Origin of the sequence: Streptomyces sp. NPDC059009, from assembly GCF_042740175.1 — a bacterium.
In the GTDB taxonomy this organism is placed as follows: Bacteria; Actinomycetota; Actinomycetes; order Streptomycetales; family Streptomycetaceae; genus Streptomyces.
The window spans coordinates 59299-84883 of the sequence record NZ_JBHYJB010000035.1; the positions used below are offsets into that span (position 1 = coordinate 59299).

Sequence of the window (25585 nt, forward strand, 5' to 3'; positions counted from 1 at the left end):
CGTCCCATGGCAGACGACTACCTCGTACGCATCGGCAAGCTCATCCGCGACGCCCGGCAGCACCGGGGCTGGACGCAGTCGCAGCTCGCCGAGGCACTCAGCACCAGCCAGAGTGCCGTCAACCGCATCGAGCGCGGCAACCAGAACATCAGCCTTGAGATGATCGCCAGGATTGGCGAGGCTCTCGACAGTGAAATCGTCTCGCTCGGGTACGCGGGTCCCATGCACCTGCGCGTCGTCGGCGGCCGCCGCCTCTCCGGCTCCATCGACGTCAAGACGAGCAAGAACGCGTGCGTGGCGCTGCTCTGCGCATCCCTCCTCAACAAGGGCCGCACGGTACTCCGCCGCGTCGCCCGCATCGAAGAGGTCTACCGGCTCCTCGAAGTCCTCAACTCCATTGGTGTGCGCACCCGTTGGATCAACGACGGGGTGGACCTGGAGATCGTGCCGCCCGCGAAGCTCGACATGGACGCCATCGACGCGGAGGCGGCCATCCGCACCCGCTCGATCATCATGTTCCTGGGCCCGCTGCTGCACCGCATGGACCGCTTCAAGCTGCCGTACGCGGGCGGCTGCGACCTCGGCACCCGCACGATCGAGCCACACATGATCGCGCTGCGCCGCTTCGGCCTGGACATCGCGGCCACCGAGGGGCTCTACCACGCGGAGGTGGAGCGCGGCGTCTCCCCCGACCGCCCGATCGTGCTGACCGAGCGCGGCGACACCGTGACGGAGAACGCGCTGCTCGCCGCCGCCCGCGCCGAGGGCACGACGGTCATCCGCAACGCCTCGTCCAACTACATGGTCCAGGACCTCTGCTTCTTCCTGGAGGCCCTGGGCGTCAAGGTCGAGGGCATCGGCACCACCACCCTCACGGTGCACGGCGTGCCGACCATCGACGTGGACGTCGACTACTCCCCCTCCGAGGACCCGGTCGAGGCGATGAGCCTGCTCGCCGCCGCCGTGGTCACCGAGTCGGAGCTCACCATCCGCCGGGTGCCGATCGAGTTCATGGAGATCGAGCTCGCGGTCCTGGAGGAGATGGGCCTGGACCAGGACCGCTCAGCGGAGTACGCGGCGGACAACGGCCGCACCCGCCTCGTGGACCTCACGGTGCGCCCCTCCAAACTTGAGGCGCCCATCGACAAGATCCACCCGATGCCGTTCCCCGGCCTCAACATCGACAACGTCCCCTTCTTCGCGGCCATCGCGGCCGTGGCGCAGGGCAAGACCCTCATCCACGACTGGGTCTACGACAACCGCGCGATCTACCTCACGGACCTCAACCGGCTCGGCGGGCGCCTGCAACTCCTGGACCCGCACCGGGTGTTGGTCGAGGGCCCGACGCGCTGGCGCGCCGCCGAGATGATGTGCCCGCCGGCGCTGCGCCCGGCCGTGGTCGTGCTGCTCGCGATGATGGCGGCGGAGGGCACCTCGGTGCTGCGCAACGTGTACGTGATCAACCGCGGCTACGAGGACCTGGCGGAGCGCCTCAACTCGGTGGGCGCACAGATCGAGACCTTCCGCGACATCTAGTCCGCGAGCAGGCGTTTCAGGCAGTCCACCGGTCGGCGTTTCAGGACGGGGTCGCGGTTCATTCCAGAACCGCGACCCCGTCCAGTTCCACCAGCGCCTGCTCGTCCCAGAGCCGGACGACGCCCACCACCGCCATGGCCGGATAGTCCCGCCCCGCCAACCGCCGCCAGATGCGCCCGAGTTCGGCGGCGTGGACGCGGTAGTCGGCGACGTCCGTGGCGTACACCGTGACGCGGGCCAGGTCGGCGGGGGTGCCGTCGGCGTGGCGCAGGGCGGTGAGGAGGTTGGTGAGGGCGGTCTCGAACTGCTCGGGCAGGGTCTCGCCCGTGACCTTGCCCTCCCCGTCGAGGGCGGTCTGGCCCGCGAGGAAGACGAGACGGCCGCCGGTCGCGGTCACGGCGTGCGAGAAGCCCGTGGGCGGGGAGAGTTCGACGGGATTGACGCGGTGCAGGGTCATACGGACGGCCCTTCCGTGGTGAGCGAGTCTGCGTGGTCGGCGTACAACTCCTTGCCGATGATGGACCGTTGGACCTCGCTGGCGCCCTCGTAGATGCGCGGGGCGCGCACCTCGCGGTAGAGGTGTTCGAGGAGGTGGCCGCGCTGGAGGGCGCGGGCGCCGTGCAGCTGGACGGCCGCGTCGACGACGTACTGGGCGGTCTCGGTGGCGAGCAGCTTGGCCATCGCGGCGCGGCGCGCGATGCCGGGGTCCCCCCGGTCGTACGCCGCCGCGGCCGCGTACACCATCAGGCGGGCCGACTCGGTGCGCAGCGCCATCTCGGCGACCTGGTGGGAGACGGACTGCAGATCGCTCAACACCCCGCCGAACGCCCGGCGTTGAGAGGTGTGCGCGAGCGTGGCGTCCAGCGCGGCCTGCGCCATCCCGACGGCGAAGGCGCCGACGCTGGGCCGGAACCGGTTCAGGGTGGTCATGGCGACCCGGAACCCGCGGTCGACCTCGCCGAGCACATCGTCCTCGGTGACGCGCACGCCGTCGAAGGTGAGGGTCCCGATGGGGTGCGGCGAGAGCATGTCGAGCGGCTCGCCGCCGAGCCCCGGGCGGTCGGTGGGCACGAGGAAGGCGGTGACGCCGCGGGCGCCCGCGTCCTGGGTGGTGCGGGCGAAGACGGTGGCGAAGTCGGCCTCGGGGGCGTTGGAGATCCAGCGCTTCTCCCCGGTGAGCCGCCAGCCCGAGGCGCCGTCGCGCTCCGCCCGCAGCGTGAGCGCCGCCGCGTCCGAGCCCGCGTCCGGCTCGGAGAGCGCGAAGGCCGCGACGGCCCGCCCCTCGCGGGCGGGAGCGAGCCACTCCTCGCGCTGGCGCACGGTGCCGTGGGCGTGGACGGGGTGCGCGCCGAGCCCCTGCAGGGCGAGCGCGGTCTCGGCCTCGGTGCAGGAGCGGGCGAGGGACTCCCGCAGGAGACAGAGCCCGAGCGCACCGCTCCGTGGTCCCTCCTTATCCGCGAACAGCGCCTCCAGCAGCCCCAGTTGGCCCAGCTCCGCAACCAGCGGACGGTTCACCCGGCCCGGTTCGCCCCGCTCCGCCAGCGGGCGAAGCCGCGTCGCGGCCAGGACACGCAACTCCTGTGCCCAGGCGGTTTGCTCCGGTTCAAGGGAGAATGCCGACACCCAGGACCCCTCCTTTATCGCGCACCGTTGACTGTCGTCACCATCACGATACGCTCGAAGCGCCAGGACCTGCCCGGCGGATCCGGCCGCAGAATTTCGAGCTCACCAATTCATCGCCGGTGAGCGGGCTCTGGTACGTGCAGCTGCAAGGCGGAGGAGGGAGTCAACGCGGAGCGTTGGCGACCGACGACAACACGGCAGATGTGCGCACCAGAGCCCGCGACCGCGGCAGGATCCGCCGGGCAGGCCCTGGCTCTCCACCCCGTCGGCAAGACCTCGGCTCGACAGGACCTCGGCAAGGGGGCGCACCTCCATGGACGCCAGCGGCACCTCCGGACTGACACCTTCGGCCCACACCGACACCTTCGCGCGCGACCACCTCCCGCCCGTCGAGCAGTGGCCCGCCCTCGTCCGCGACCGGCCCGAGCTGCACTACGCGCCCCGGGTCAACTGCGGGGCCGAGCTCCTGGACCACACGGCGGCGCGGTTCGGCGCCGACCGGCCCGCGTTCCGCTCGGGCTCCGGCGAGGTGTGGTCGTACGGCGAACTGCGGCGCCGCGTCGACTCCCTCGCGCACGTCCTGACCGGCGAGCTCGGCGTCGTCCCCGGCAACCGCGTACTGTTGCGCGGCCCCACCACGCCCTGGCTGGCGGCCTGTTGGCTCGCGGTGATGAAAGCGGGCGCCGTCGCGGTCACCGTCCTGGCGCAGCACCGCCCGCACGAGCTGGCCACGATGTGCGAGATCGCGGAGGTCCGGCACGCGCTGTGCGACGCCCGCTCGCTCGACGACCTGACGAAGGCGGGGATCGCGGGCCAGAGTGTGACCACGTACGGCGGCGAGGGCCCCGACGACCTGCTCTCCCGGGCGGCCGCCCACGAGGAGCCCTACGAAGCCGTGGACACGGCGGCCGACGACGTCGCCCTGATCGCGTTCACCTCGGGCACCACCGGGCGCCCCAAGGGCTGCATGCACTTCCACCGCGACGTCCTGGCGATCGCCGACACCTTCGCGCGCCACGTCCTCAAGCCCGTCCCGGAGGACGTGTTCGCGGGCAGCCCGCCGCTCGGCTTCACCTTCGGCCTCGGCGGGCTCGTCATCTTCCCGCTGCGCGCGGGAGCCTCCACGCTGCTGCTCGAACAGGCGGGCCCCAAGCAGCTGTTGGCCGCGGTCACCGAGCACCGGGTGAGCGTCGTGTTCACGGCACCGACCGCCTACCGCACGATGCTCGACGAACTCGCCGAGCACTCCGAGCACACCGAGCACTCCGCGTACGACATCTCCTCGCTGCGCCGCTGCGTCTCGGCGGGCGAGAACCTGCCCGCCGCGACCTGGCAGGCGTGGCACGAGCGCACCGGCCACCGCATCATCAACGGCATCGGCGCGACGGAGCTCCTGCACATCTTCATCTCCGCCGCCGACGAGGCGATCCGCCCGGGGACCACGGGCCGCCCGGTGCCGGGGTGGCACGCGCGCGTCGTCGACGAGGCGGGGCGCACGCTGCCGGACGGCGAGCCGGGTCTGCTGGCGGTGCGCGGGCCCGTCGGCTGCCGCTATCTCGCCGATCCGCGCCAGCAGGAGTACGTGCGGCACGGCTGGAACGTCACCGGGGACACCTACGTCCGGGACCCCGACGGCTGCTTCCGCTACGTCGCGCGCGCGGACGACATGATCATTTCGGCCGGGTACAACATCGCGGGCCCCGAGGTGGAGGAGGCCCTCCTGCGCCACCCGGACGTGGTGGAGACGGCCGTGGTGGGGCTGCCCGACGAGCGGCGCGGCCAGCTGGTCGCGGCGTACGTGGTGCTGCGCGCGGGCGCCCCGCGCGACGCCGGACGGCTGCAGGAGTTCGTCAGGGCCGAGCTGACCCCCTACAAGTGCCCGCGCGAGATCGTCTTCCTCGACGCCCTGCCGCGCACCGCGACGGGCAAGCTCCAGCGCTTCCGGCTGCGGGCGGGCCCGGTCGACCGGGAGCAGGAGCCCGCGCCCGGAACCGTAGAGTGATCACGTGTCCGAGCAGCGCACCCCACGGTCCTTGATCGTCACGTTCTACGGCGCGTACGGGCGTACGCGGCCCGGCCCCGTCCCGGTCGCGGAGCTGGTCCGGCTGCTCGCGCCCGTGGGCGTCGACGCCCCCGCCGTGCGCTCGTCGGTCTCCCGCCTCAAGCGCCGCGGCCTGCTGCTGCCCGCCCGCACGGAGTCGGGCGCGGCCGGGTACGAGCTGTCGCCGGACGCCCGCCAGCTCCTGGACGACGGCGACCGGCGCATCTACGCCGCCCCCGGCCCGGACACGGCGGGCGAGTGGGTCCTCGCCGTCTTCTCCGTCCCCGAGCCGGAGCGGCAGAAGCGGCACGTGCTGCGCTCGCGGCTCGCGGGGCTCGGCTTCGGCACGGCGGCGCCGGGCGTGTGGATCGCGCCTGCGCACCTGTACGAGGAGACCCGGCACACCCTGGAGCGGCTCCAACTCGCCGCCTACGTCGATCTGTTCAGGGGCACGCACCTCGGCTTCGCGGCCACCGCCGAGTCGGTGGCCCGGTGGTGGGACCTGTCGGCGCTCGCCAAGCAGCACGAGGCGTTCCTCGACCGCCACGAACCGGTCCTGCGCGCCTGGCACTCGCGCCCGGACACCCCGCCCGAGGAGGCGTACCGGGACTATCTCCTGGCCCTGGACTCCTGGCGGCACCTGCCCTACGCCGACCCGGGCCTGCCCGCCGAGCTGCTGCCCGCGGACTGGCCGGGGGCGCGCTCGGCGGCGGTCTTCCGCGAGCTGCACGGGCGGCTGCGCGCGGCGGCCGCGGCGTTCGCGACGTCCCCTGAGACATCTCCGTAGGACGTCTCCGTATGGGGGCTCAACGCCCCAGCGTGAGCCGGGGTTTGGGGCCGTCCGTGCGGCCCGTCTGGGGGCGTCTGCTGCCCGCGCGATAGGGGGCGGGCCAGCTGGCGCCGGGGCCGCTGTAGCCCTGTTCGGCGGCGGCGTGCAGCGTCCAGTGCGGGTCGTAGAGGTGCGGCCGGGCCAGCGCGCACAGGTCCGTGCGCCCGGCCAGGATCAGGGAGTTGACGTCGTCCCAGGAGGAGATGGCGCCCACCGAGAGGACGGGGATGCCGGTCTCGTTGCGGATGCGGTCGGCGTACGGGGTCTGGTAGGAGCGGCCGTACGCGGGCTGTTCGTCGGCGACGACCTGCCCGGTGGAGACGTCGACGGCGTCCGCCCCGTGGGCGGCGAAGGCCCGGGCGATCCCGACCGCGTCGTCGGCCGTGGTGCCGCCCTCGGCCCAGTCCGTCGCGGAGATCCGGACCGTCATGGGCCGCTCGGCCGGCCACACCTCCCGTACCGCGTCGAAGACTTCGAGCGGGAAGCGCAGCCGGTTCTCCAGCGGGCCGCCGTACTGGTCGTCGCGGAGGTTGGTGAGCGGGGAGAGGAAGCCGGAGAGCAAGTAGCCGTGGGCGCAGTGCAGTTCGAGGAGGTCGAAGCCCGCACGGGCGGCGCGCCGGGCGGCCGCCTTGAACTGGAGGGTGAGCACGGCGAGTTCACCGGTGGTGAGTGCGCGGGGGCGTTGGCTGCCTTCCTTGTACGGGAGCGGGGAGGCGGCCACGAGCGGCCAGTTGCCCTCGTCGAGGGGGTCGTCGATGCCCTCCCACATCAGCTTCGTGGAGCCCTTGCGGCCCGAGTGCCCGAGCTGCACGCCGATCGCGGTGCCCGGCGCCTGGGCGTGCGCGAAGTCGGTGATCCGCCGCCAGGCCGCCTCCTGTTGGGGGGTGTAGAGCCCGGCGCAGCCCGGCGTGATCCGGCCGTCCTCGGTGACGCACACCATCTCCGTCATCACCAGGCCCGCCCCGCCGAGCGCCCGCGCGCCCAGGTGGACCAGGTGGAAGTCGCCGGGCACACCGTCCTCGGCGGAGTACATGTCCATCGGCGAGACCACGACGCGGTTCTGCAGGGTCAGCCCGCGCAGCCGGAACGGCGTGAACATCGGCGGGGTGCCCTCGGGGCAGCCGAACTCCCGCTCCACGGCCTGGGTGAAGCCCGCGTCGCGCAGCCGGAGGTTGTCGTGGGTGACGCGGCGGCTGCGGGTGAGCAGGTTGAAGGCGAACTGCCGGGGCGCCTGGTCCACATAGAGCCCCAGCTCCTCGAACCACTGCAGGCTGGCGGCGGCCGCGCGCTGGGTGGAGGCGACGACGGGGCGGCGCTCCTCCTCGTACGCGGCGAGGGCGGCCGGGATGTCGGGCTGCTCCTGAAGACAGGCGGCGAGCGCGAGGGCGTCCTCGACGGCGAGCTTGGTGCCGGAGCCGATGGAGAAGTGGGCGGTGTGCGCGGCGTCCCCGAGGAGCACGCAATGGCCGTACGACCACTGCTCGTTGACGACCGTGCGGAAGCTGATCCAGGAGGAGTTGTTGGAGCGCAGCGGGCGCCCCCCGAGGGCGTCCGCGAAGATCTTGGCGCACCGCTCGGCGGAGGCGGCCTGGTCGAGCTCGGCGAAACCGGCGGCCTCCCACACCTCTTCGTGCATCTCGACGATGACGGTGGAGGCGCCGGACGCTGCTGCCGTGCCCGTCCCCGCCGCCGCGTACGGGTATCCGTGCAGCTGCATCACGCCGTGCTCGGTCTCGGCGATCTCGAAGCGGAAGGCGTCGAAGGCGAAGTCGGCGGCGAGCCAGATGTAGCGGCAGCGGTGCGTGGTGAGCGTGGGCTTGAACACGTCGGCGTGCGCCGCGCGGGTGAGGCTGTGCACGCCGTCGGCGGCGATCACCAGCTCGTGTGTCGCGGCGAGTTCGGCGGCGGACGGCGCCTCCGTACAGAAGCGGAGGTCCACGCCGAGCTCCCGGCAGCGCTCGTGCAGGACGGCGAGGAGCCGCTTGCGGCTGAGCGCGGCGAATCCGTGGCCGCCCGAGGTGTGCCGCTGCCCCCGGTGCACGATGTCGATGTCGTCCCAGCGCACGAACTCCGCCTGGAGCGCGGCGTACACGGCGGGGTCGGCGTGCTCGATGCCGCCGAGCGTCTCGTCCGAGAGGACGACGCCGAAGCCGAAGGTGTCGTCGGGCGCGTTGCGCTCCCACACGGTGATCTCGCGGGTGGGGTCGAGGCGCTTGAGGAGCACCGCCGCGTACAGCCCGCCGGGTCCGCCGCCGACGACGGCGACGCGCCGGGCGGCCGCGGCACCATCGCCTTCCAGGGAGATCGTCAACTCCCTCACCGCCCCCGCCACTTGGGCGAGCGCTTGGCCGTGAACGCGGCGTGGAACTCGGCGTAGTCCTCACCGTTCATCAGCAGCGCCTGAGTCGCCGCGTCCATCTCCACGGCGGCGGCGAGCGGCATGTCGAGCTCGGCGGTGAGCAGCGCCTTGGTCTGGGCGTGGGCGAGGGCGGGCCCGTCGGCGAGCCGCCGCGCCAGGGCCTGCGCGGCCTCGGCGGCACGGCCCTCCTCGGTCAACTCACTGATCAGACCGATCCGTTCGGCCTCCGGTGCGCGCACCGCGTCGCCCAGCATCAGCAGCCGCGTGGCATGGCCGAGGCCGACGACGCGGGGCAGCAGATAGGCGGCGCCCATGTCGCCGCCGGAGAGCCCGACGCGGGTGAAGAGGAACGCGAACCGCGCGCTCGGGTCGGCCACCCGGAAGTCCGCGGCGAGCGCGAGCACGGCGCCCGCCCCCGCGGCCACCCCGTGCACGGCGGCGATCACCGGGAACGGGCACTCGCGGATCGCCCGCACGACCTGCCCCGTCATCCGGTTGAAGTCGAGGAGCTGTGCGGTGTCCATGGCGAGCGTGGCGCCGATGATCTCGTCCACGTCGCCGCCCGAGCAGAAGCCGCGCCCCTCGCCGCCGAGCACGAGGGCGCGCACGGCCCGCTCGCGGGAGAGCTCGGCAAGCAGGTCGCGCAGGTCGGCGTAGGCGCCGAAGGTGAGCGCGTTGAGCTTGTCGGGGCGGGCGAGCGTGACGGTGGCGACGCCGTCCTCGACCTCGTAGCGAAGGTGCTGCCAGTCGGGGGTGCGCGGGGCGGAGCCGGTGAAGGGACTCATGACGTGCGGCCTCCGGGGCGAGGAGGGACGGCGCGGAGCGCCTCAGTCAGGGTGGCTCTTCGAAGTTATCACTCATTTGTGACTGTCGTCAGGAGTACGCGATAGATCTCGCCATCGCCGACGGGGCGACGGGGGGGCCTGCCCTAGGGCCCTACGTCCCGCCCACGCCCGACAGGAGCCCCTGTCGACGGGCCGCTTAAGATTCGTACCGTTGAAAGCAGGACCGCCCGCGCCTGCTCCCCGAACGGACCCGCCTTGCCCGAACCTCCCCGGCCTCTCGCCTCCTGGCGCATCGCTCTGCCGCACACCACGGCCGCGGTGCCCATCGCCCGCGCCCTCGTCCGCACCGCCCTCACCGACCTGGAGTCGGGGGCCGACACGGACACCGCGGAGCTGCTCACGGCCGAGCTGGTGGCGAACGCCGTGGAGCACACGGCGGGCGACGCCCCGATAGAGCTGGTCATCGAGCTGCTGCCGACCGGCTGCCGGGTCGAGGTGCACGACAGCAACCCGCTGCCGCCGGGCGACCTCACCACGGCGGGCTGCGCGGAACCCGACCCCTGGCAGGAGCACGGGCGGGGCCTGCTGCTCATCCGCACCCTGAGCTCGGACTGCGGACACCGGCCGACGGAGTCCGGCAAGGCGGTGTGGTTCAGGATTCCGTGCTGAGCGGGGTTCAGGATTCCGGGCCGAGCGTCGCGACCAGGACCGCCTTGATCGTGTGCAGCCGGTTCTCCGCCTGGTCGAAGACGACGGAGTGCGCCGACTCGAAGACCTCGTCGGTGACCTCGAGCGAGGTCAGGCCGTGCCGCTCGTGGATCTCGCGGCCGACCTTCGTGCCCAGGTCGTGGAAGGCCGGCAGGCAGTGCAGGAACTTCACGTCGGCGTTGCCGCTCGCGCGCAGCACGTCCATCGTGACGGCGTAGGGCTTGAGGGCCGTTATGCGCTCGTCCCACACCTCCTTGGGCTCCCCCATCGAGACCCAGACGTCCGTGGCGATGAAGTCGGCGCCCCGGACGCCCTCCTCGACGGACTCGGTGAGCGTGACGCGCGCGCCGCTCGCCTCGGCCAGCTTCCGCGCCTGCGCCACGACCTCCTCGGCCGGCCAGTAGGCCCGGGGCGCGACGATCCGCACGTCCATGCCGAGCAGGGCGCCGGTGACCAGGTAGGAGTTGCCCATGTTGAAGCGGGCGTCGCCGAGGTAGGCGAAGGCGGTCTCCGTGAGCGGCCCGCCGCCGTGCTCGGCCATCGTGAGCACGTCGGCGAGCATCTGCGTGGGGTGCCAGTCGTCGGTCAGGCCGTTGTAGACGGGCACGCCCGCGTGGGCGGCGAGCTGCTCGACGCCGGGCTGGCTGTCGCCCCGGTACTCGATGGCGTCAAACATCCGGCCGAGAACCCGCGCGGTGTCCTTCACGGACTCCTTGTGCCCGATCTGCGAGCCCGAGGGGTCGAGATACGTGGTCGAGGCGCCCTGGTCCGCGGCCGCGACCTCGAAGGCGCAGCGGGTGCGGGTGGAGGTCTTCTCGAAGATCAGCGCGATGTTCTTGCCGCGCAGGGCCGGCGTCTCGGCCCCCGCCTTCTTGGCGGCCTTGAGCTCGGCGGCGAGATCGACCAGACCGCGGAACTCCTCGGCGGTGAAGTCCACCTCCTTGAGGAAGTGGCGGCCGGTGAGGGCGGGGCGGTCTTTCGCCATGGCGGGCTCCGGGGTGGCGGGATCGAATCAGGGGAACACTGGAAGTCTATACGACGACCCACATTTATATACAGCTCCCCGAGGGGGACCCGTAGGCCCCGGGATCGCGGACGGAGGCTCCCTACGACCCCACCGCGTCCCGCTCCACCGGGCAACTCATGCAGCGCGGCCCGCCCCGCCCCCGGCCCAGCTCGCTGCCCAGGATCTCGATGACCTCGATGCCCTCCCGGCGCAGATGGGTGTTGGTGGTCGAGTTCCGCTCGTACGCGACCACGACGCCCGGCTCCACCGCGAGCACGTTGCAGCCGTCGTCCCACTGCTCCCGCTCCGCCGCGTGCACGTCCTGGGTGGCCGTGAGCACCCGGATCCCGCTCAGCCCGAGCGCGGCGGCGATGGCCCGGTGCATGTGCTCCGGCGGATGGTCGGTGACCTTCAACTCCCGGTCCCCCACGCCCGGTTCGATGGTGTACGAGCGGAGCATGCCGAGCCCCGCGTACTGCGTGAAGGTGTCCCGGTCGACCATCGTCATCACCGTGTCCAGGTGCATGAACGCCCGGCTCTTCGGCATGTCGAGGGCCACGATCGTCTGCGCCGAACCGGCCGCGAACAGCTTGTGCGCGAGCATCTCCACGGCCTGCGGCGTGGTGCGCTCGCTCATCCCGATGAGGACGGCGCCCTGCCCGATCACCAGGACGTCGCCGCCCTCGATGGTGGAGGGGTAGTCCGCCTGGCCCTCGGACCAGACGTTGAAGTGCTCCGCCTTGAAGAGGGGGTGGTGGCGGTAGATCGCCTCGAAGTGCACGGTCTCGCGCTGCCGCGCGGGCCAGCGCATCGCGTTGATCGACACCCCGTCGTAGATCCAGGCGGAGGTGTCGCGGGTGAAGAGGTGGTTGGGCAGCGGGCCGAGCAGGAAGTCGTCCAGGTCCATCACGTGGAAGCGCACCGACGTCGGCTCCGGGTGCCGGGCCAGGAACTCCCGCTTCGTCATGCCGCCGACCAGCGCCTCCACCAGCTCGGCGGAGTCCATCGTCTCGAAGGCCGCGCGCAGATGGTCAGTGGCGAGCGGCCCGTACTCCTTCTCGTCGAAGACCCGGTCCAGGACGAGGAGACGGGCCTCGGGGACGTCCATCGCCTCCGTCAGGAGGTCACCGAAGAGATGGACGTCGACGCCCCGGTCCCGCAGCACGTCCGCGAAGCCGTCGTGCTCCTGGCGCGCCCGGCGCACCCAGAGGACGTCGTCGAAGAGGAGGGCGTCCTTGTTGGTGGGGGTGAGCCGCTTGAGCTCCAGGTCCGGTCGGTGCAGGATGACGCGGCGCAGCCGCCCGGTCTCGGAGTCGACATGGAATCCCATGGGTTCCATCTTTCCCCGGCCGGGCGGCTCTCGCCCGTGCAACTTCGTACGGATCGCCCCGGTGGCTACAGGCGCGGGTCCACCGGCTCCGACTCCAGCGCGAGCACCGCGAACACCGCCTCGTGCACCCGCCACAGCGGCTCGCCCTCCGCGAGCCGGTCGAGCGCCTCCAGGCCGAGCGCGTACTCGCGGATCGCGAGCGAGCGCTTGTGGCCGAGGAAGCGGCCGCGCAGCCGGTCCAGGTTGTCCGGCCGGGTGTACTCGGGACCGTAGATGATCCGCAGGTACTCGCGGCCCCGGCACTTGATGCCCGGCTGCACCAGGCGGCCCTGGCCGTTCCTGACCACCGCCTCGACCGGCTTGACGACCATGCCCTCGCCGCCGCGGCTGGTCATCTCCAGCCACCAGTCGACGCCCGCCTGGACCGACGCCTCGTCGCCGGTGTCGACGAAGAGCCGCCGGGTGGTCTGCAGCAGGCCCGTCGTGTCGTGCTCCACCATGCGGTCGATCAGGGCGAGTTGGGCGTCGTGCGGCATCCCGGCGAGGCTGCGGCCCTGCGCGGCCAGGACCTGGAACGGCGCGAGCCGCACCCCGTCGAGCCCGTCCGTCGTCCAGCAGTAGCGCCGGTACGCGTCCGTGAACCGGGCCGCGTCCACGGCCCGCTCGCGCTGCTTGCCGAGCAGCTCCGCCACGTCGACGCCGCGCGCCGCCGCCGCTTCGAGGGCCGCCACCGCGCCCGGGAACACCGCCGACGAGGCGGCGCCCACGGCCGCGTACTGCGAGCGCAGCAGCCCCGACGCCTTGAGCGACCAGGGCATCAACTCGGCGTCCAGGAGCAGCCAGTCAGTGTCGAGCTCCTTCCACAGGCCCGCTTCGGTGACGGCGGTGCGCAGCCGCGCCAGGATCTCCTCCGTCATGGCCGCGTCCTTGAAGAAGGGGCGCCCGGTACGGGTGTAGAGGGCACCGCTCGGCCCGTCCACACCGAACCGCTCGCGCGCCGCCTCCGCGTCCCGGCACACCAGGGCCACCGCCCGCGAGCCCATGTGCTTCTCCTCGCACACGACCCGCTCGACCCCGTCCGAGGCGTACTGCGCGAAGGCTTCGGCCGGGTGCTCCAGGAAGTGTTCATCAGCGGCTCCGCCGCGGGCCTCGCGCTGCGACGTCGCCGTCGGCGCCATCGTCGGCGGGAGATACGGCAGCAGGCGCGGGTCGACCGCGAAGCGGCTCATGACCTCCAGGGCCGCGGCGGCGTTCTCCTCGCGCACCGAGACGCGGCCCGCGTGCCGGGACTCCACGACGCGGCGGCCGTGCACGTCCGCGAGGTCGAGCGGGCGCCCCTCGTGGCCGCCCGGCGCCTCCGTGGCGAGCGGCTTCACCGGCTCGTACCAGACCTGCTCGGCCGGCACCTCGACGAGCTCGCGCTCCGGCCAGCGCAGCGCGGTCAGCTTGCCGCCGAACACGGCGCCCGTGTCCAGGCAGATGGTGTTGTTCAGCCAGGTCGCGGTGGGCACGGGCGTGTGGCCGTAGACGACCGCGGCCTTGCCCCGGTACTCCTCGGCCCACGGGTAGCGCACCGGGAGGCCGAACTCGTCGGTCTCGCCGGTCGTGTCCCCGTACAGCGCGTGCGAGCGGACCCGGCCCGAGGTGCGGCCGTGGTACTTCTCCGGCAGCCCGGCGTGGCAGACCACGAGCCGGCCCTCGTCCAGGACGTAGTGCGAGACGAGCCCGTCCACGAACTTCCGTACCTGGCCGAGGAATTCCGCGCTCTCCCCGCCCAGCTGCTCGATGGTCTCGGCGAGTCCGTGGGTCGGCTGGACCTTCTTGCCCTTGAGGTGGCGGCCGAGCTTGTTCTCGTGGTTGCCGGGCACGCACAGGGCGGTGCCCGCGTCGACCATGGACATCACGCGGCGCAGCACGCCCGGCGTGTCCGGGCCGCGGTCGACGAGGTCGCCGACGAAGACGGCGGTACGGCCCTCCGGGTGCGCCCCGTCCGCGTAGCCGAGCTTGCCGAGCAGGGTCTCCAGCTCGCTCGCGCAGCCGTGGATGTCGCCGATGATGTCGAAAGGTCCGGTGAGGTGGGAGAGGTCGTTGAAGCGCTTCTCGGTGACGATCTCGGCGCCGTCGATCTCCGCCGCGCCCCGCAGGATGTGCACCTTCCTGAACCCCTCGCGCTCCAAGTGGCGCAGCGAGCGGCGCAGTTCGCTCTGGTGGCGCTGGATGACGCGGCGCGGCATCCCGGCGCGGTCGGCGCGCGCGGCGTTCCGCTCGGCGCAGACCTCCTCGGGCACGTCCAGGACGATGGCGATGGGCAGCACGTCGTACTGGCGGGCGAGCTGGATGAGCTGCTTGCGGCTCTCGGGCTGGACGCTGGTGGCGTCCACGACGGTGCGCCGGCCCGCCGCGAGGCGCTTGCCCGCGATGTAGTGCAGCACGTCGAAGGCGTCGCGGCTCGCGCTCTGGTCGTTCTCGTCGTCCGCGACCAGGCCGCGGCAGAAGTCGCTGGAGATCACCTCGGTGGGCTTGAAGTGCCGCCGCGCGAACGTGGACTTGCCGGAGCCGGTGGCGCCGATCAGGACCACGAGGGAGAGGTCGGTGACGGGGAGGGTGCGTGCGGTACCAGTGGTGCCGGTGGTGTTGGTGTCGTTCGTCATGCGGCCTGCCCCTCCTTCTTGGCGGTCTGGGTGAATACGGCCATCTGCGTGGGCGGGCCCACCTCGGGGTCGTCGTCGCCGACGGGAGTGAACCCGACGTCGTAGCCGTGCCGTTCGGCGACCCGGCGGGCCCAGGCGCGGAACTCCTCGCGGGTCCACTCGAAGCGGTGGTCGCCGTGGCGGACGTGCCCGGCCGGGAGGGTCTCCCAGCGGACGTTGTACTCCACGTTCGGCGTCGTCACGAGGACGGTGCGGGGGCGCGCGGAGCCGAACACCGCGTACTCCAGGGCGGGCAGCCGCTCCTCGTCGAGGTGCTCGATGACCTCGCTGAGCACCGCCGCGTCATACCCCTTGAGCCGCTTGTCCGTGTACGCGAGGGAGCCCTGGAAGAGCTTGACCCGCTCGGCCTGCCGCTCCCCCATCCGGTCCAGGTGCAGCCGCCGCGAGGCGACGGTGAGCGCCCGCATCGACACATCGACACCGACGATCTCCGTGAACCGCACGTCCTTGAGCAGCGCCTGCACCAACTGGCCCTGCCCGCAGCCGAGGTCGAGCACCCGGGCCGAACCCGCCGCCAGCAGCGCATCGGTGATCGCCGCACGCCGCTGCACCGCGAGCGGCACCGGCTTCTCCGAGCCCTCTTCAAAATCACATGCGGCGCTCTCCTCGTCCACGGCGTTGTCGATCTCCTCGACGTCCGTGTCGTCCGAGTCGGCGAGCCGGACCAGCTCAAGACGCTCCATCGCCTCGCGCGTCAGCGACCAGCGCCGCGCCAGATAGCGGCTGGTGATCAGCTTCTGCTCGGGGTGCTCGGCGAGCCACCCCTCACCGGCGCGCAGCAGCTTGTCGACCTCGTCGGCGGAGACCCAGTAGTGCTTGGCGTCGTCGAGCACCGGCAGCAGGACATAGAGGTGACGCAGCGCATCGGACAGCGTGAGGCGCCCGTCCGGCACCTCGAGCACGAGCCGTACGTACCGCGAGTCGCCCCATTCCGGGAATTCCTCGTCCAGCGGCACGGCCTCCGCGCTCACCGTCCATCCCAGCGGCTCGAAGAGCCCCCGCACCAGCTTCGCGCCGCCCCGCGCGGGGAGCGCCGGCACCTCGACGCGCAGCGGCAGGGGCTGCCCGGCGCGCTCGGGCATGGCCCGGCACTGGCCGCGCATGGCGCTGGAGAAGACGCTGCTGAGCGCCACGGCGAGCAGCGAAGAGGCGGCATACGGGCGGTCGTTCACGTACTGCGCGAGCGCCGCGTCCGGGGCGCCGCCCCGCGCCTTGCCGTTCTTGCCCCTGCCGCGCCGTTGCAGCGCCACGGGGTCGACCTCCAGGAGCAGCGCGGCCGTGCACCGCTCCGCGGACGCCTCGGGGTAGAGGACGTGCGCGGTGCCGTAGGAGGTGGAGAACGCCTGCGCGTTGTCGGGGTGCTTGTGCAGCAGGAACCCGAGGTCGGTCGCGGGGCGCTCCGGGCAGCCGGTGGTGCTGATCGTCAGGAACACGCGTCCGAGTATGACCGGGTTCGCCCGCCCCGACCAGGGGTTTTCGTCCTTGACCGGGGCGAGGGGGGACATCGTGCGCAGGAACGTCTACGCCAGCTGCGACTGCACCTGCGAGGAGATCAGCTCCAGGTGGTCCAGGTCCTTCAGGTCGAGGCACTGGAGGTAGATCCGCCGGGAGCCGATCGCCTGGTACCGGCCGATCTTGTCGACGACCTCGGCCGGGGATCCCGCGAGCCCGTTCAGCTTCAGCTCGTCGACGTCGCGGCCGATCACCGCGGCCCGCCGGGCGACCTCCGCGTCGTCCTTGCCGACGCACGCCACCAGCGCGTTCGAGTACACCAGGTCGTCGCCCTTGCGTCCGGTCTCCTCGGCGGCGGCCCGGACCCGGCCGAACTGCCGCTCGCTGTCCTCGATCGAGGCGAACGGGATGTTGAACTCGTCGGCGTACTGCGCGGCGAGCCGCGGGGTCCGCCGCGCGCCGTGACCGCCGATCAGGACCGGCACCTTGGCCTGCGCGGGCTTGGGCAGTGCGGGCGAGTCGGTGAGCTGGTAGTGCGCCCCGTCGTGGCTGAACGTCCTGCCGACCTCCGTGCCCCACAGCCCGGTGACGATCGCCAGCTGCTCCTCGAGCCGCGCGAACTTCTCCTTGGGGAAAGGAATCCCGTACGCCTTGTGCTCCTCCTCGAACCAGCCCGCGCCGAGCCCCAGTTCGACCCGGCCGCCCGACATCTGGTCGACCTGCGCGACCTGGATCGCGAGGACCCCGGGCAGTCGGAACGTGCCCGCCGTCATCAGCGTGCCGAGCCGGATCCGCTTCGTCTCACGGGCCAGGCCCGCCAAGGTGATCCAGGCGTCCGTGGGCCCCGGCAGCCCGTCGGAGGAACCCATCCGCAGATAGTGGTCGGACCGGAAGAAGGCATCGAAGCCGAGGTCCTCGGTGGCCTTGGCGACGGACAACAGCGTCTCGTATGCGGCGCCCTGCTGGGGCTCGGTGAAGATTCGAAGATCCATGGCTCCATCCTGCACGCTCGAACGCCCGTCAACCCCGTCGATCCCGCCGATCCCCCGCCGCCCCGGTCGGGTGAAAATCCGTCAACCCGGCGGGCGCCTGGCGTCCGCCCCAGTGACCCGCTCCCAGGGTGATCGTTGGCTCGGGCGGAGCCGGACCGCCCGGCACCCGCACCGGCGTTCACATGGCCGGAGCGTCGCCCGCACCCGTTGATCCTTTCCCTGTGGTGCTGCATCAACTGCCTTTCCCCCGGGGGAAGGGCGAGGGCCTAGGAGGCCGTCATGTCCCAGGAAGCCGTGCCCGAGCAGGGGGCCGCGCACGACTCGCCGGTGCCGTCCATGGCATCCGCGCCCGAGCAGGAGGGCAGGCCCAAGGGCCTGCTGCAGCAGATGGAGGAGCTGATGGCCGCGCTCAACGCCGACCTGACCCAGCTCGACGCGGACCTCCAGCAGTCCGCCGCCACGCCGTCGTCCACCGCCCTGCCCCAGTCCCCGGACAGCCGCCCGCCCGCCTCCGGCGACGAGCCAGGCCGCTCCTGACGGTCAGGCGGCCCACGGCCAGGACCTGTCCGACGGATCCAGGACCTGCCCGACGGACCAAGCTCTAGGACGACCCCGCCGCCGAGTCGGGCTCGGGCAGCCCCTGTTCACGGGCCTCGAGTCTGCGCATCATCTCCAGGACCCGGTCCCTCGACTCGTCGGCGGCGTCGATCGCCTCCACACACTGCCAGTAGGCCCCCTCCTCGTCCGCGCCCATCGCGACAGCGACCAGCGCGATGCCGACCTCGCCGAGCAGCAGATCGAGTCCGTGCAGGACCGCCGGGACGTCACCCACCTCGGAGAGCCGCGCGGCGCGTATGCCCTCGACGCCGAGCGACGGCGGATCCAGGACCCCGCAGCCCCGGCCGCCGAGCTCGCTGAGCCCGAGGGCCTCGCCTCTCAACTCCGGTGGCCCCGCGACCGCGAGGCGCGCGCCTATCGCCTGGGCGATCGCCTGCGCCTGCCACACCTCCACCACGATGTCCGCCGGCTCCTGGCTCCGCTCCAGGGCGCGCCTGCTCGCCTCGATGAGCCGCATCGCATCCATGTGCAGTCCCCGATCCACTCCGCGCGCACACCGCACGCCCGCCGCACGTCCACCGAACTCGCCTGCTCACTACCCACAGTGAGAGTCCGGGCGCAGAAAAGCCAGGGGAAGCCGGAAATCTGTGGACAATTAATCGACTGTGGATCAGTCGTCCACTCCGGAGAGTGACATTGATCTAGGAGCGGGCAGGACGCCCTGGCATCGGAAAACGCTGCTCGTTCCGGTCGATCTTCGCGTCGAGCGCGGCCAGCGCGTCGATCCCCAACACCTCGCAGAACTGCAGCAGGTAGGCGAGGACGTCGGCGACCTCGTCCGTCACCCGGTGCGCCGACTCGGGGTCCGCCATCACCCGCGCCGACTCGTCGGGGGTCAACCACTGGAAGATCTCGACGAGTTCGGAGGCTTCCACGCTGAGGGCCGCGGCCAGGTTCTTCGGGGTGTGGTAGGGCTGCCAGTTCCGCGCCGCCGCGAACTCGGCCAGCCTGCGCTGCAGCCCCGCTACGTCAAGTTCCGTCACGCTCCAGGTCTACCACCGTGACTCCGTCGAGCCCCACGGCCCCCGCCGCGTCGCCGACCGCGCCCACGAACCGGACGTGCCCGCGCTCGCACATCTCTCCCGCGAGCGCGGTGAGCGCCCGCAGCTGATGGCGGTCGAGTGCGCGGTCGAACCGGTCGCCGAGCACGGTGAACGCCTGGTACGCGGCGGGCACCTCGGCGACGGTGTCGACCTCGAGCACCCCCGGCCCGGTCAGCAGCACCAGGGCGAGCGCGAGGTGCCTCAACTCCCCGTCCCCGAGCCGTCCGACGGGGGTCCTGACCCCGTCCCCCCGGTCGAGGAAGGCGTGCAGCGAGCCGTCGTCGGCCTCCGTCACGAGCACGTCGTCGACCCGCCCCGCGCACCCCTTGCGCACCTCCGCGACCAGCCGTGCGTGCCGGTTCCCGCACTCCTCCCGGGTGCGCCACAGCACCGCCGCGAGGTTCTCGCAGCCCCCGAGGAGCCGCCCGTCCCCCACCCGCCCCGGCGGCAGCGGACGACGCATCAGGCCCGGCTTCGGGTCACAGGCGAAGGCCGACCGCAGCGCGACGACGACCTGTTCCGCCGCCGCCAGCACCAGACGCTGCCCGTCCGTCCGGCCCGCGACGCGCAGCGGGAGCAGCGCGGTGCCGAGCCGGTCGTCGGGCAGCGGACCACGGGTGACCTGGGCGTTGCCCCCGGTGTACCAGGCGGCCTGGACGACGGACCGCGACGGGTCGCGCAGCGCGGTCTCCAGCAGGACGAGCGGCCCCAGCGTCAACCGCTCCCCCACGACGCGGAGTTCGGGCTCGGCCTGCACGGCGAGGTCGAGCCGGACGGCACCGGCGGGCCCGTCGACCGTACAGCCGATGCGGAAGCCGCGCCGCCGCTGACCGTCGGCCCGCGCCCGCTCGGGCACACACGCGACGGGATCGGCGAAGACGTCCGCGAGCTCCTCGCCCGCGCTGAGCCGGCCGAGGGCCGCGTAGGCCCGCAGCGCACTGCTCTTGCCGCTGCCGCTGGGCCCGGCGATCAGGGTCACCGGCCCGAGCGGCAGGACGGCGGACCGATGCCCGGCGAAGGCGGACAGGCGCAGTTCGGCGACCTCGGGCCGGTCAAGGGGAGCCGCAGTCATGTCCCGGACCGTAGGCGGACGCCGAAAGGCGAACCGTTTTGCCCAAGTGACCTTCCTACGAACGGGCGATGGCCACCCAAAAGACGGACACAGTGCGCCCGGGGCGCTACAGCACCACGGCGCTACGAGCCCTGCGCCCCTCGTACGCCTTCCACGCCTCTACGCGTCCACGCGTCCACGTCCTACGGCTGGGCGACGGCCTCCACCAGCCCCTGGACCTCCGTGCCGGGCGGAGTCAGCAGGAACACATTGCGGTCGACCCGGTGCATGCCGCTGCCCCGCCCCAGCACGACGCCGCTGCTGAAGTCCAGGACGCGCTTGGCGGTGTCGCTCTCGGCCCCGGTCAGGTCGAGGAGGACGGGAATCTCCGCCATCAAGGTCTCGGCGACCTCACGGGCGTCCGCGAAGACGTTGACCCGTATCACGACGAACCTGCGCCGCGCCTCGGTCTCCGCCTCGGGCAGCGCCCGGTGACCCGGCCAGGACGGCCATTCGTTGCGGCTGCGCAACGGTACGACCTGGGCGAGCCCTTCCCACTGTTCGTCGGTGACGTCGTGGCTGTTCACCGCAGCCCCCCGCCCTGACTCGCACTCAATTTCTGCACCGGCCCATTCTTACGCCACTCACCCGTTCAGCCCAACACCGACACGGATCGGCCCCGCCGGGGAACGTCACTCGCGGACATCACGACGCGGACATCACGGCGCGGACAACCGATCCAGCGCCGCCTGGCTCTCCCCGTCCGCCGCACGGTAGATCACCAGCCGCTGATCCGGATCCTGGAGCGGCGCCAGCACCTCGTAGTGCACCGCGACCTCACCGACCTCGGGGTGCCGCATCACCTTGTGCCCACGGCCGTTGACCTTGACGTCCCGCTCGGCCCACCAGTGCGCGAACTCCTCGTCGTGAGCGGTGAATTCGGCGATGAGGTCGCTCAGCACCCGGTCCTCCGGATGCGCGGCCCACGCGGCACGCAGATGGGCGACTCCCTCCCGTACGACGCGTTCGCGGTCGGCGTAGAACTCGCGCGTCAGCGGATGCATCAGGCACAGCCACATCACATTGCGCTGCGTCGGCGGCAGGGTGTCGAAATCCAGGAGCAGCCTGGCCATTTCGCGATTCCAGGCCAGGATGTCGTAACGGTGGTTGAAGAGCATGGCCGGCAGCGGTGCCAGGTCGGCGACCAGCCGGGCCAGCGGCGGCGGCGCCGTGGTGGCGGGCTTGTCGGAGCTGCGGGGGCGCTGCCGGGCCAGGTCGAAGAGGTAGGCGCGTTCGTCGGGGGCCAGGCGCAGCGCGCGGGAGAGCGCCTCCACCACGTCCGCCGAGGGCCGCAGCCCGCGGCCCTGTTCGAGGCGCACGACGTAGTCGATGCTCACCCCGGCCAGTTCGGCGACCTCTTCGCGGCGGAGCCCCGGGGTCCGCCGGGACCTCCGACGCGACGGGAGGCCGAACTCGTCCGGGTCCAGGCGTTCGCGCCGGGTCCGCAGGAACGCGGCCAGCTCCTGGGTCGCGTCCACGGTGGAGGTCGTCACGATCGCTCCAACGCCCAGGGTAGGACTGGCATTCCCAGGAAGATCTCTCCCTTACCCCCGCCTCACGACGGTCACAGGCTGGTTCCCGACAACGCATCACCAGTACGGGAGCACACCATGTCATCGTCATCCCTCACCCTCGACACCTACCGGCTGCTCGGCCGCTCCGGGCTGCGCGTCTCACCCCTGGCGCTGGGCGCGGCGACCTTCGGCACCGAATGGGGCTGGGGCGCCGAGCGGGACGAGGCGCGCAAGCTGTTCGACCTCTATGTCGAGCGCGGCGGCAACTTCATCGACACCGCGACCACCTACACCGACGGCAACTCCGAGCGCCTGCTGGGCGAATTCGCCCGCGACCACCGCGAGAGCCTGGTGCTCGCGACGAAGTACTCGACGCTCCGCCGCCCCGGCGACCCGAACTCCGGGGGCAATCACCGCAAGCCCCTGTCCGCATCGGTGGAGACGAGCCTGCGCCGCTTGGACACGGACTACATCGACCTGCTCTACCTGCACGTATGGGACTTCACGACGCCGGTCGAGGAGGTCCTGCGCGGCCTGGACGACCTGGTCCGCCAGGGCAAGGTCCTGTACGTGGCGATCTCCAACGCCCCGGCCTGGCAGGTGTCGCGCATGCAGGCGATCGCCGACCTGCGCGGCTGGTCGCCCCTGGTCGCGCTGCAGATCGAGCACAGCCTGATCCAGCGGACCGGGGAGCGCGACCTGATCCCCATGGCGCGGGAGATGGGCCTCGGGGTGGTCCCGTACTCGCCGATGGGCGGCGGGGTGCTCACGGGCAAGTACAGCCGCGACGACCTGACCGGGGCGGGCGCCGGCTCCGACGAGAGCACCCGCAAGAGCTTCAACCGGGACTTGGGCTGGGTCACCGAACGCGCCCTCGGCATCGCCGATGTCGTGAAGGAGGTCGCCACGGAGCTGGGCCGCACCCCCGCCCAGGTCGCACTGGCCTGGACCCTGCAGAGCCCGGGCGTGACGGCACCGATCATCGGCGCCCGCACCCCCGCGCAACTGGAGGACAACCTGGGCAGCCTGGAGGTCGCCTTCACCCCCGCTCAACTGGCCCGCCTCGACGAGGCGAGCACGATCGAGCTGGGCTATCCGCACGCCTATCTCGCGAGCGACCTCGCCCGCATGCAGACGCAGGGCGACCTGAAGGTCGAACCCCGCCGCTGACACGTACGGCCTCAGGGTCTTGGGGCGGAAGGTGTCCCCGGGGCGGCGTGCAGGCCCCCGTGCAGATGGACCAGGCTGCCGCGCCGGGAGCCGATCCGTACGTGTTCCACGGAGCAGACGATCAACTCGTGGTCGCCCAGCGCGAGTTGCCGGTGCCGCGCGGCGACCAGCCACGCGGCACAGTCGTCGAGCAGCGGCACCCCGTGCGGGCCGGCGTGCCAGCGGGTGGGCGGCGCGAACCGGTCGACGTCCGTGGCCGCGAACCGCTCGGCCACGTCGCGCTGGTCGGCGCCGAGCAGCTGGATCCCGAACCTCTGGCAGTCCTTGATCCTCGCCCGGGTCGAGGACGTCTCGGCGAGCGCGAAGGAGACCAGAGCCGGTTCGGCGCTCACCGAGGTGAACGACGTGATCGTCACCCCGGCGGGACCCGAGGGTGCGGCCGCGGTGAGCACCGCGACCCCGGAGGCGTGCCCGCGCAGTGCGGTGCGCAGTTGGGCCGCGCCGACCGTGGGCGCCGCGGTGGTCACTGCTCCGCCCCGGGGGGCGTGGTGCCGAGCAGCCGTTCGGGCCGGGGGGCCACGGCCGCGATGGAGCGCGCTGTGCCCGACGCGGCCGTGTCGGGCCGGGTCTTGATGCTGATCCGGTCCGCCAGTTCATGGGCCAGGGCGCGCGCCTCGTCGGCCGAGTCGCCGCGGACCATGAGCAGGCCCGACCGGTCGTACGACCAGGCGATGGGGGCCACCGTGTCACCGGGCTCGACGGAGAGCTGCAGGGTCACCACCCGTGGATCGGCGCGCACTTCGTCGGCCCCGGTCACGGACTCGACGACGCCCGGCTCCGCGGTCAGGAAGCGGATGGCGCCGCCGCCGCCGGCCGGGCCCGGCGTGAGGGGCGCGGTGCGGCCCGCGTACCAGAGGAAGCCCAGCGCGTCGATGTCCGTCCCGTACACCTCGGCCGCCAGGTCGGTGATCCGGTCGCCGCCGCGCCGGTTGTGGGACTCCACCAGGCGGGGGCCGTCGGCGGTGACGATGACCTCGGAGTGCGAGGGCCCGTCCGTGACTCCGACCGCGTCCAGCATCCTGGCGACCAGCGACTCGATCCCGGCCGTGGTGTCCGCGTCGAGAGCCGCCGGCTGCACGTGCCCGACCTCGACGAACGAGTCCAGCTTCTCCTTGGCCGTGTACGCGACGACCACGTGCTCGCCCGCGAAACTGAACGCCTCCACGCTGAACTCGGGGCCCCGCAGATACTGCTCCATGATGAATGTGTGCAGCCCGAACTCCGCTGCCCAGGCGGCGACTTCGGGGACCGCTTCGGGGCCGTGCACCAGGCGCACGCCCAGGCTGCCGGAGCCGTACCTGGGCTTGATCACCGCGGGCCCGAACTCGTCGACGAAGGCGCGGATGTCGGCCTCGTCGTGCCCGAGGCGGGCGGCGACCCCCTCGATGCCCCGCTCGGCGAGCAGCGTCCGGAAGGCCAGCTTGTCCTGCAGCAGGCGGACGGTGTCGAGGCCGGTGCCGGGCAGGCCGAGCGCCGTCGTCGCGGCCGCCGCCGACTCCAGGCCGTCCTCGATGATCGAGACGACCCGGGCCAGCGGCCGGTGCCGGTGCACGGCGGTGAGGAGATCGGCGACGGCCTGCGGGTCGCGGTAGTCCGTGAGGTGGGCCTCGGCCACCAACTCGAGGCCCGCCGGGTCGAGTTCGTGCGGGCCGTGCAGCCAGACGATGTCGAATCCGGCCTGCCGCGCCTTCTTCAGAGCGGCGACCTGGCCGCCGATGACCGCGATCCGCGGTGCGTTCCCCTTCACGCCCTCGCCCTCACCCTCGTGCTCGTGCTCGTTCTCGTGCTTGTACGTCATGTGCGCAGCTCCCGTCCCGATGCGTTCTCGAGCCAGCGCACGACCTCGACGTTGTCGGCGCCGGCCGGGAGTTCGTCGTACGCCTTCTCCCACAGCTCCCGGCAGGCGTGTCCGAAGGCGGCGGGGCCGCCCGCGGAGTCGAGCAGCGAGGTGCCGATGCGGATGTCCTTGAGCATCAGGCGCAGCGCGAAGCCCGAGTCGAAGGTGCCGGGCAGCACATGGTCGGGGAGCTTGGTCTGCGAGGCGTGGTTGCGGCCGGTGGAGGCGTTGATCACTTCCAGCATCGCCGCGGGTTCGAGGCCGAACGCCCGCCCGGCGAGCATGACTTCGGCGACCGCGGCGAGATTGACCGCGGAGAGCAGGTTGTTGAGTGCCTTCAGCGCGTGGCCCGCGCCCGCGGGGCCCACCCGGTACACCCGGCCGAGCGCGCCGAGCACCTGCTCCGCCCGCTCCACGTCCCCGGGTTCACCCGCGGCCATCAGCGTCAGCTCGCCCGCGCGCGCGGCGGCCGGGGAGCCGGAGACCGGCGCGTCCACCACGGCCACCTCGTACGCGGCGGCCGCGCGGCCGAGAGCGAGGGTGTCCTCGGGCGCCGAGGAGCCCGTGTCGACGATCAGGGAGCCGGCGGCGAGGTGCGGGAGCAGCTCGTCGGCCACCTGCCGGACGGCCGCTCCGTCGGGCAGCATGGTGACCACCACCGGCGCGGCCAGGTCCGCGGCGGACTCCGCCGCGCGCACGCCCGGGTGCTCAGCGGCCGCCGTGGCGACGCCCGCGTCGGCGTCGTACGCGACGACGTCGAACCCGCGCTCCGCGAGGCGGCGGCACATCCCCCCGCCCATCGACCCCAGTCCCGCTATGCCCACCCGCATGATCCGTTCCTTTCTCCGTATGTGTGCTCA

Annotated in this window: 23 protein-coding genes; 6 read left to right on the forward strand and 17 right to left on the reverse strand. The window is 72.3% G+C overall.

Translation table 11 applies throughout. The features are described from left to right. Positions 1 to 6 precede the first annotated feature (6 nt). A complete protein-coding gene (locus tag ACFWYM_RS30755; RefSeq protein WP_384844569.1) occupies positions 7 to 1536 on the forward strand; it encodes a helix-turn-helix domain-containing protein in 1530 nt (509 codons plus the stop codon). A gap of 58 nt (positions 1537 to 1594) precedes the next feature. On the opposite strand, the gene ACFWYM_RS30760 is transcribed toward ACFWYM_RS30755, so the two are convergent. Together ACFWYM_RS30760 and ACFWYM_RS30765 are read right to left on the reverse strand one after the other, a co-directional pair. Beyond that, positions 1595 to 1993, reverse strand: a complete 399-nt coding sequence (locus tag ACFWYM_RS30760) for a RidA family protein (protein WP_384844572.1) — start codon at positions 1991 to 1993, stop codon at positions 1595 to 1597. Further along, on the reverse strand, positions 1990 to 3159 hold the full coding sequence (locus ACFWYM_RS30765; RefSeq protein WP_384844575.1) for an acyl-CoA dehydrogenase family protein: 1170 nt from the start codon (positions 3157 to 3159) through the stop codon (positions 1990 to 1992). Before ACFWYM_RS30765 ends, ACFWYM_RS30760 begins: the two co-directional genes overlap by 4 nt. Before the next feature lie 313 nt (positions 3160 to 3472). Here ACFWYM_RS30765 and ACFWYM_RS30770 point away from each other — a divergent pair, with 313 nt between their 5' ends. Continuing rightward, the gene (locus tag ACFWYM_RS30770; RefSeq protein WP_384844578.1) at positions 3473 to 5161 is read left to right on the forward strand and encodes an AMP-binding protein; all 1689 of its coding nucleotides are present in this window, start codon (positions 3473 to 3475) and stop codon (positions 5159 to 5161) included. Between the two features lie 4 nt (positions 5162 to 5165). Continuing rightward, positions 5166 to 5987 carry a PaaX family transcriptional regulator C-terminal domain-containing protein gene (locus ACFWYM_RS30775; protein ID WP_384844581.1) on the forward strand — a complete coding sequence of 274 codons (822 nt, stop codon included), beginning with the start codon at positions 5166 to 5168 and terminating at the stop codon, positions 5985 to 5987. A gap of 19 nt (positions 5988 to 6006) precedes the next feature. On the opposite strand, the gene ACFWYM_RS30780 is transcribed toward ACFWYM_RS30775, so the two are convergent. Together ACFWYM_RS30780 and ACFWYM_RS30785 are read right to left on the reverse strand one after the other, a co-directional pair. Next, on the reverse strand, positions 6007 to 8349 hold the full coding sequence (locus ACFWYM_RS30780; RefSeq protein ID WP_384844584.1) for a bifunctional salicylyl-CoA 5-hydroxylase/oxidoreductase: 2343 nt from the start codon (positions 8347 to 8349) through the stop codon (positions 6007 to 6009). Then, on the reverse strand, positions 8346 to 9173 hold the full coding sequence (locus ACFWYM_RS30785; RefSeq protein WP_384844587.1) for an enoyl-CoA hydratase family protein: 828 nt from the start codon (positions 9171 to 9173) through the stop codon (positions 8346 to 8348). The genes ACFWYM_RS30780 and ACFWYM_RS30785 overlap by 4 nt, the downstream gene beginning before the upstream one ends. Positions 9174 to 9428: 255 nt before the next feature. Here ACFWYM_RS30785 and ACFWYM_RS30790 point away from each other — a divergent pair, with 255 nt between their 5' ends. Next, positions 9429 to 9842 (forward strand): ATP-binding protein, encoded by a 414-nt coding sequence (locus ACFWYM_RS30790; RefSeq protein ID WP_384844590.1) that lies wholly within the window; start codon positions 9429 to 9431, stop codon positions 9840 to 9842. A gap of 7 nt (positions 9843 to 9849) precedes the next feature. Here ACFWYM_RS30790 and argF read toward each other — a convergent pair whose 3' ends face one another. The 5 genes from argF to ACFWYM_RS30815 form a co-directional block, all read right to left on the reverse strand. After that, on the reverse strand, positions 9850 to 10866 hold the full coding sequence (gene argF / locus ACFWYM_RS30795; protein WP_384844593.1) for an ornithine carbamoyltransferase: 1017 nt from the start codon (positions 10864 to 10866) through the stop codon (positions 9850 to 9852). A 121-nt stretch (positions 10867 to 10987) separates the two neighbouring features. Next, a complete protein-coding gene (locus tag ACFWYM_RS30800) occupies positions 10988 to 12217 on the reverse strand; it encodes an arginine deiminase (protein WP_384844596.1) in 1230 nt (409 codons plus the stop codon). A 65-nt stretch (positions 12218 to 12282) separates the two neighbouring features. Continuing rightward, positions 12283 to 14868: a polynucleotide kinase-phosphatase gene (locus ACFWYM_RS30805; RefSeq protein ID WP_384844600.1), complete on the reverse strand. Its 2586-nt coding sequence runs from the start codon at positions 14866 to 14868 to the stop codon at positions 12283 to 12285. Beyond that, positions 14865 to 16361 (reverse strand): 3' terminal RNA ribose 2'-O-methyltransferase Hen1, encoded by a 1497-nt coding sequence (locus ACFWYM_RS30810; protein ID WP_384844603.1) that lies wholly within the window; start codon positions 16359 to 16361, stop codon positions 14865 to 14867. The genes ACFWYM_RS30805 and ACFWYM_RS30810 overlap by 4 nt, the downstream gene beginning before the upstream one ends. Positions 16362 to 16448: 87 nt before the next feature. After that, positions 16449 to 17372 carry an LLM class F420-dependent oxidoreductase gene (locus ACFWYM_RS30815; RefSeq protein WP_384844606.1) on the reverse strand — a complete coding sequence of 308 codons (924 nt, stop codon included), beginning with the start codon at positions 17370 to 17372 and terminating at the stop codon, positions 16449 to 16451. Between the two features lie 279 nt (positions 17373 to 17651). Here ACFWYM_RS30815 and ACFWYM_RS30820 point away from each other — a divergent pair, with 279 nt between their 5' ends. Further along, positions 17652 to 17909 (forward strand): hypothetical protein, encoded by a 258-nt coding sequence (locus ACFWYM_RS30820; RefSeq protein WP_384844609.1) that lies wholly within the window; start codon positions 17652 to 17654, stop codon positions 17907 to 17909. Positions 17910 to 17973: 64 nt separating this feature from the next. Here the strand turns inward: ACFWYM_RS30820 and ACFWYM_RS30825 are convergent, their stop codons facing one another. From ACFWYM_RS30825 to ACFWYM_RS30845, 5 genes are all read right to left on the reverse strand, one after another. Continuing rightward, positions 17974 to 18456 carry a DUF6099 family protein gene (locus ACFWYM_RS30825; protein ID WP_384844612.1) on the reverse strand — a complete coding sequence of 161 codons (483 nt, stop codon included), beginning with the start codon at positions 18454 to 18456 and terminating at the stop codon, positions 17974 to 17976. Positions 18457 to 18631: 175 nt separating this feature from the next. Further along, a complete protein-coding gene (locus tag ACFWYM_RS30830) occupies positions 18632 to 18973 on the reverse strand; it encodes a nucleotide pyrophosphohydrolase (RefSeq protein ID WP_384844615.1) in 342 nt (113 codons plus the stop codon). Further along, entirely contained in the window at positions 18960 to 20105 is a 1146-nt protein-coding gene (locus tag ACFWYM_RS30835) for an AAA family ATPase (protein ID WP_384844618.1), read from the reverse strand. Before ACFWYM_RS30835 ends, ACFWYM_RS30830 begins: the two co-directional genes overlap by 14 nt. A gap of 182 nt (positions 20106 to 20287) precedes the next feature. After that, complete coding sequence (locus tag ACFWYM_RS30840) at positions 20288 to 20671, reverse strand: cell division protein SepF (RefSeq protein WP_384844622.1); 384 nt, start codon at positions 20669 to 20671, stop codon at positions 20288 to 20290. Between the two features lie 132 nt (positions 20672 to 20803). Then, the gene (locus tag ACFWYM_RS30845) at positions 20804 to 21637 is read right to left on the reverse strand and encodes a helix-turn-helix transcriptional regulator (protein ID WP_384844624.1); all 834 of its coding nucleotides are present in this window, start codon (positions 21635 to 21637) and stop codon (positions 20804 to 20806) included. 117 nt (positions 21638 to 21754) lie between these two features. Here ACFWYM_RS30845 and ACFWYM_RS30850 point away from each other — a divergent pair, with 117 nt between their 5' ends. Further along, positions 21755 to 22828 (forward strand): aldo/keto reductase, encoded by a 1074-nt coding sequence (locus ACFWYM_RS30850; protein WP_384844627.1) that lies wholly within the window; start codon positions 21755 to 21757, stop codon positions 22826 to 22828. A gap of 11 nt (positions 22829 to 22839) precedes the next feature. Here ACFWYM_RS30850 and ACFWYM_RS30855 read toward each other — a convergent pair whose 3' ends face one another. From ACFWYM_RS30855 to ACFWYM_RS30865, 3 genes are read right to left on the reverse strand one after another with little or no spacing between them, the layout of a single operon-like run. Then, the gene (locus tag ACFWYM_RS30855) at positions 22840 to 23355 is read right to left on the reverse strand and encodes a flavin reductase family protein (RefSeq protein WP_384844630.1); all 516 of its coding nucleotides are present in this window, start codon (positions 23353 to 23355) and stop codon (positions 22840 to 22842) included. Further along, positions 23352 to 24686 carry an ATP-grasp domain-containing protein gene (locus ACFWYM_RS30860; protein ID WP_384844633.1) on the reverse strand — a complete coding sequence of 445 codons (1335 nt, stop codon included), beginning with the start codon at positions 24684 to 24686 and terminating at the stop codon, positions 23352 to 23354. The genes ACFWYM_RS30855 and ACFWYM_RS30860 overlap by 4 nt, the downstream gene beginning before the upstream one ends. Beyond that, positions 24683 to 25555 (reverse strand): NAD(P)-dependent oxidoreductase, encoded by an 873-nt coding sequence (locus ACFWYM_RS30865; protein ID WP_384844636.1) that lies wholly within the window; start codon positions 25553 to 25555, stop codon positions 24683 to 24685. The genes ACFWYM_RS30860 and ACFWYM_RS30865 overlap by 4 nt, the downstream gene beginning before the upstream one ends. Positions 25556 to 25585 lie beyond the last annotated feature (30 nt).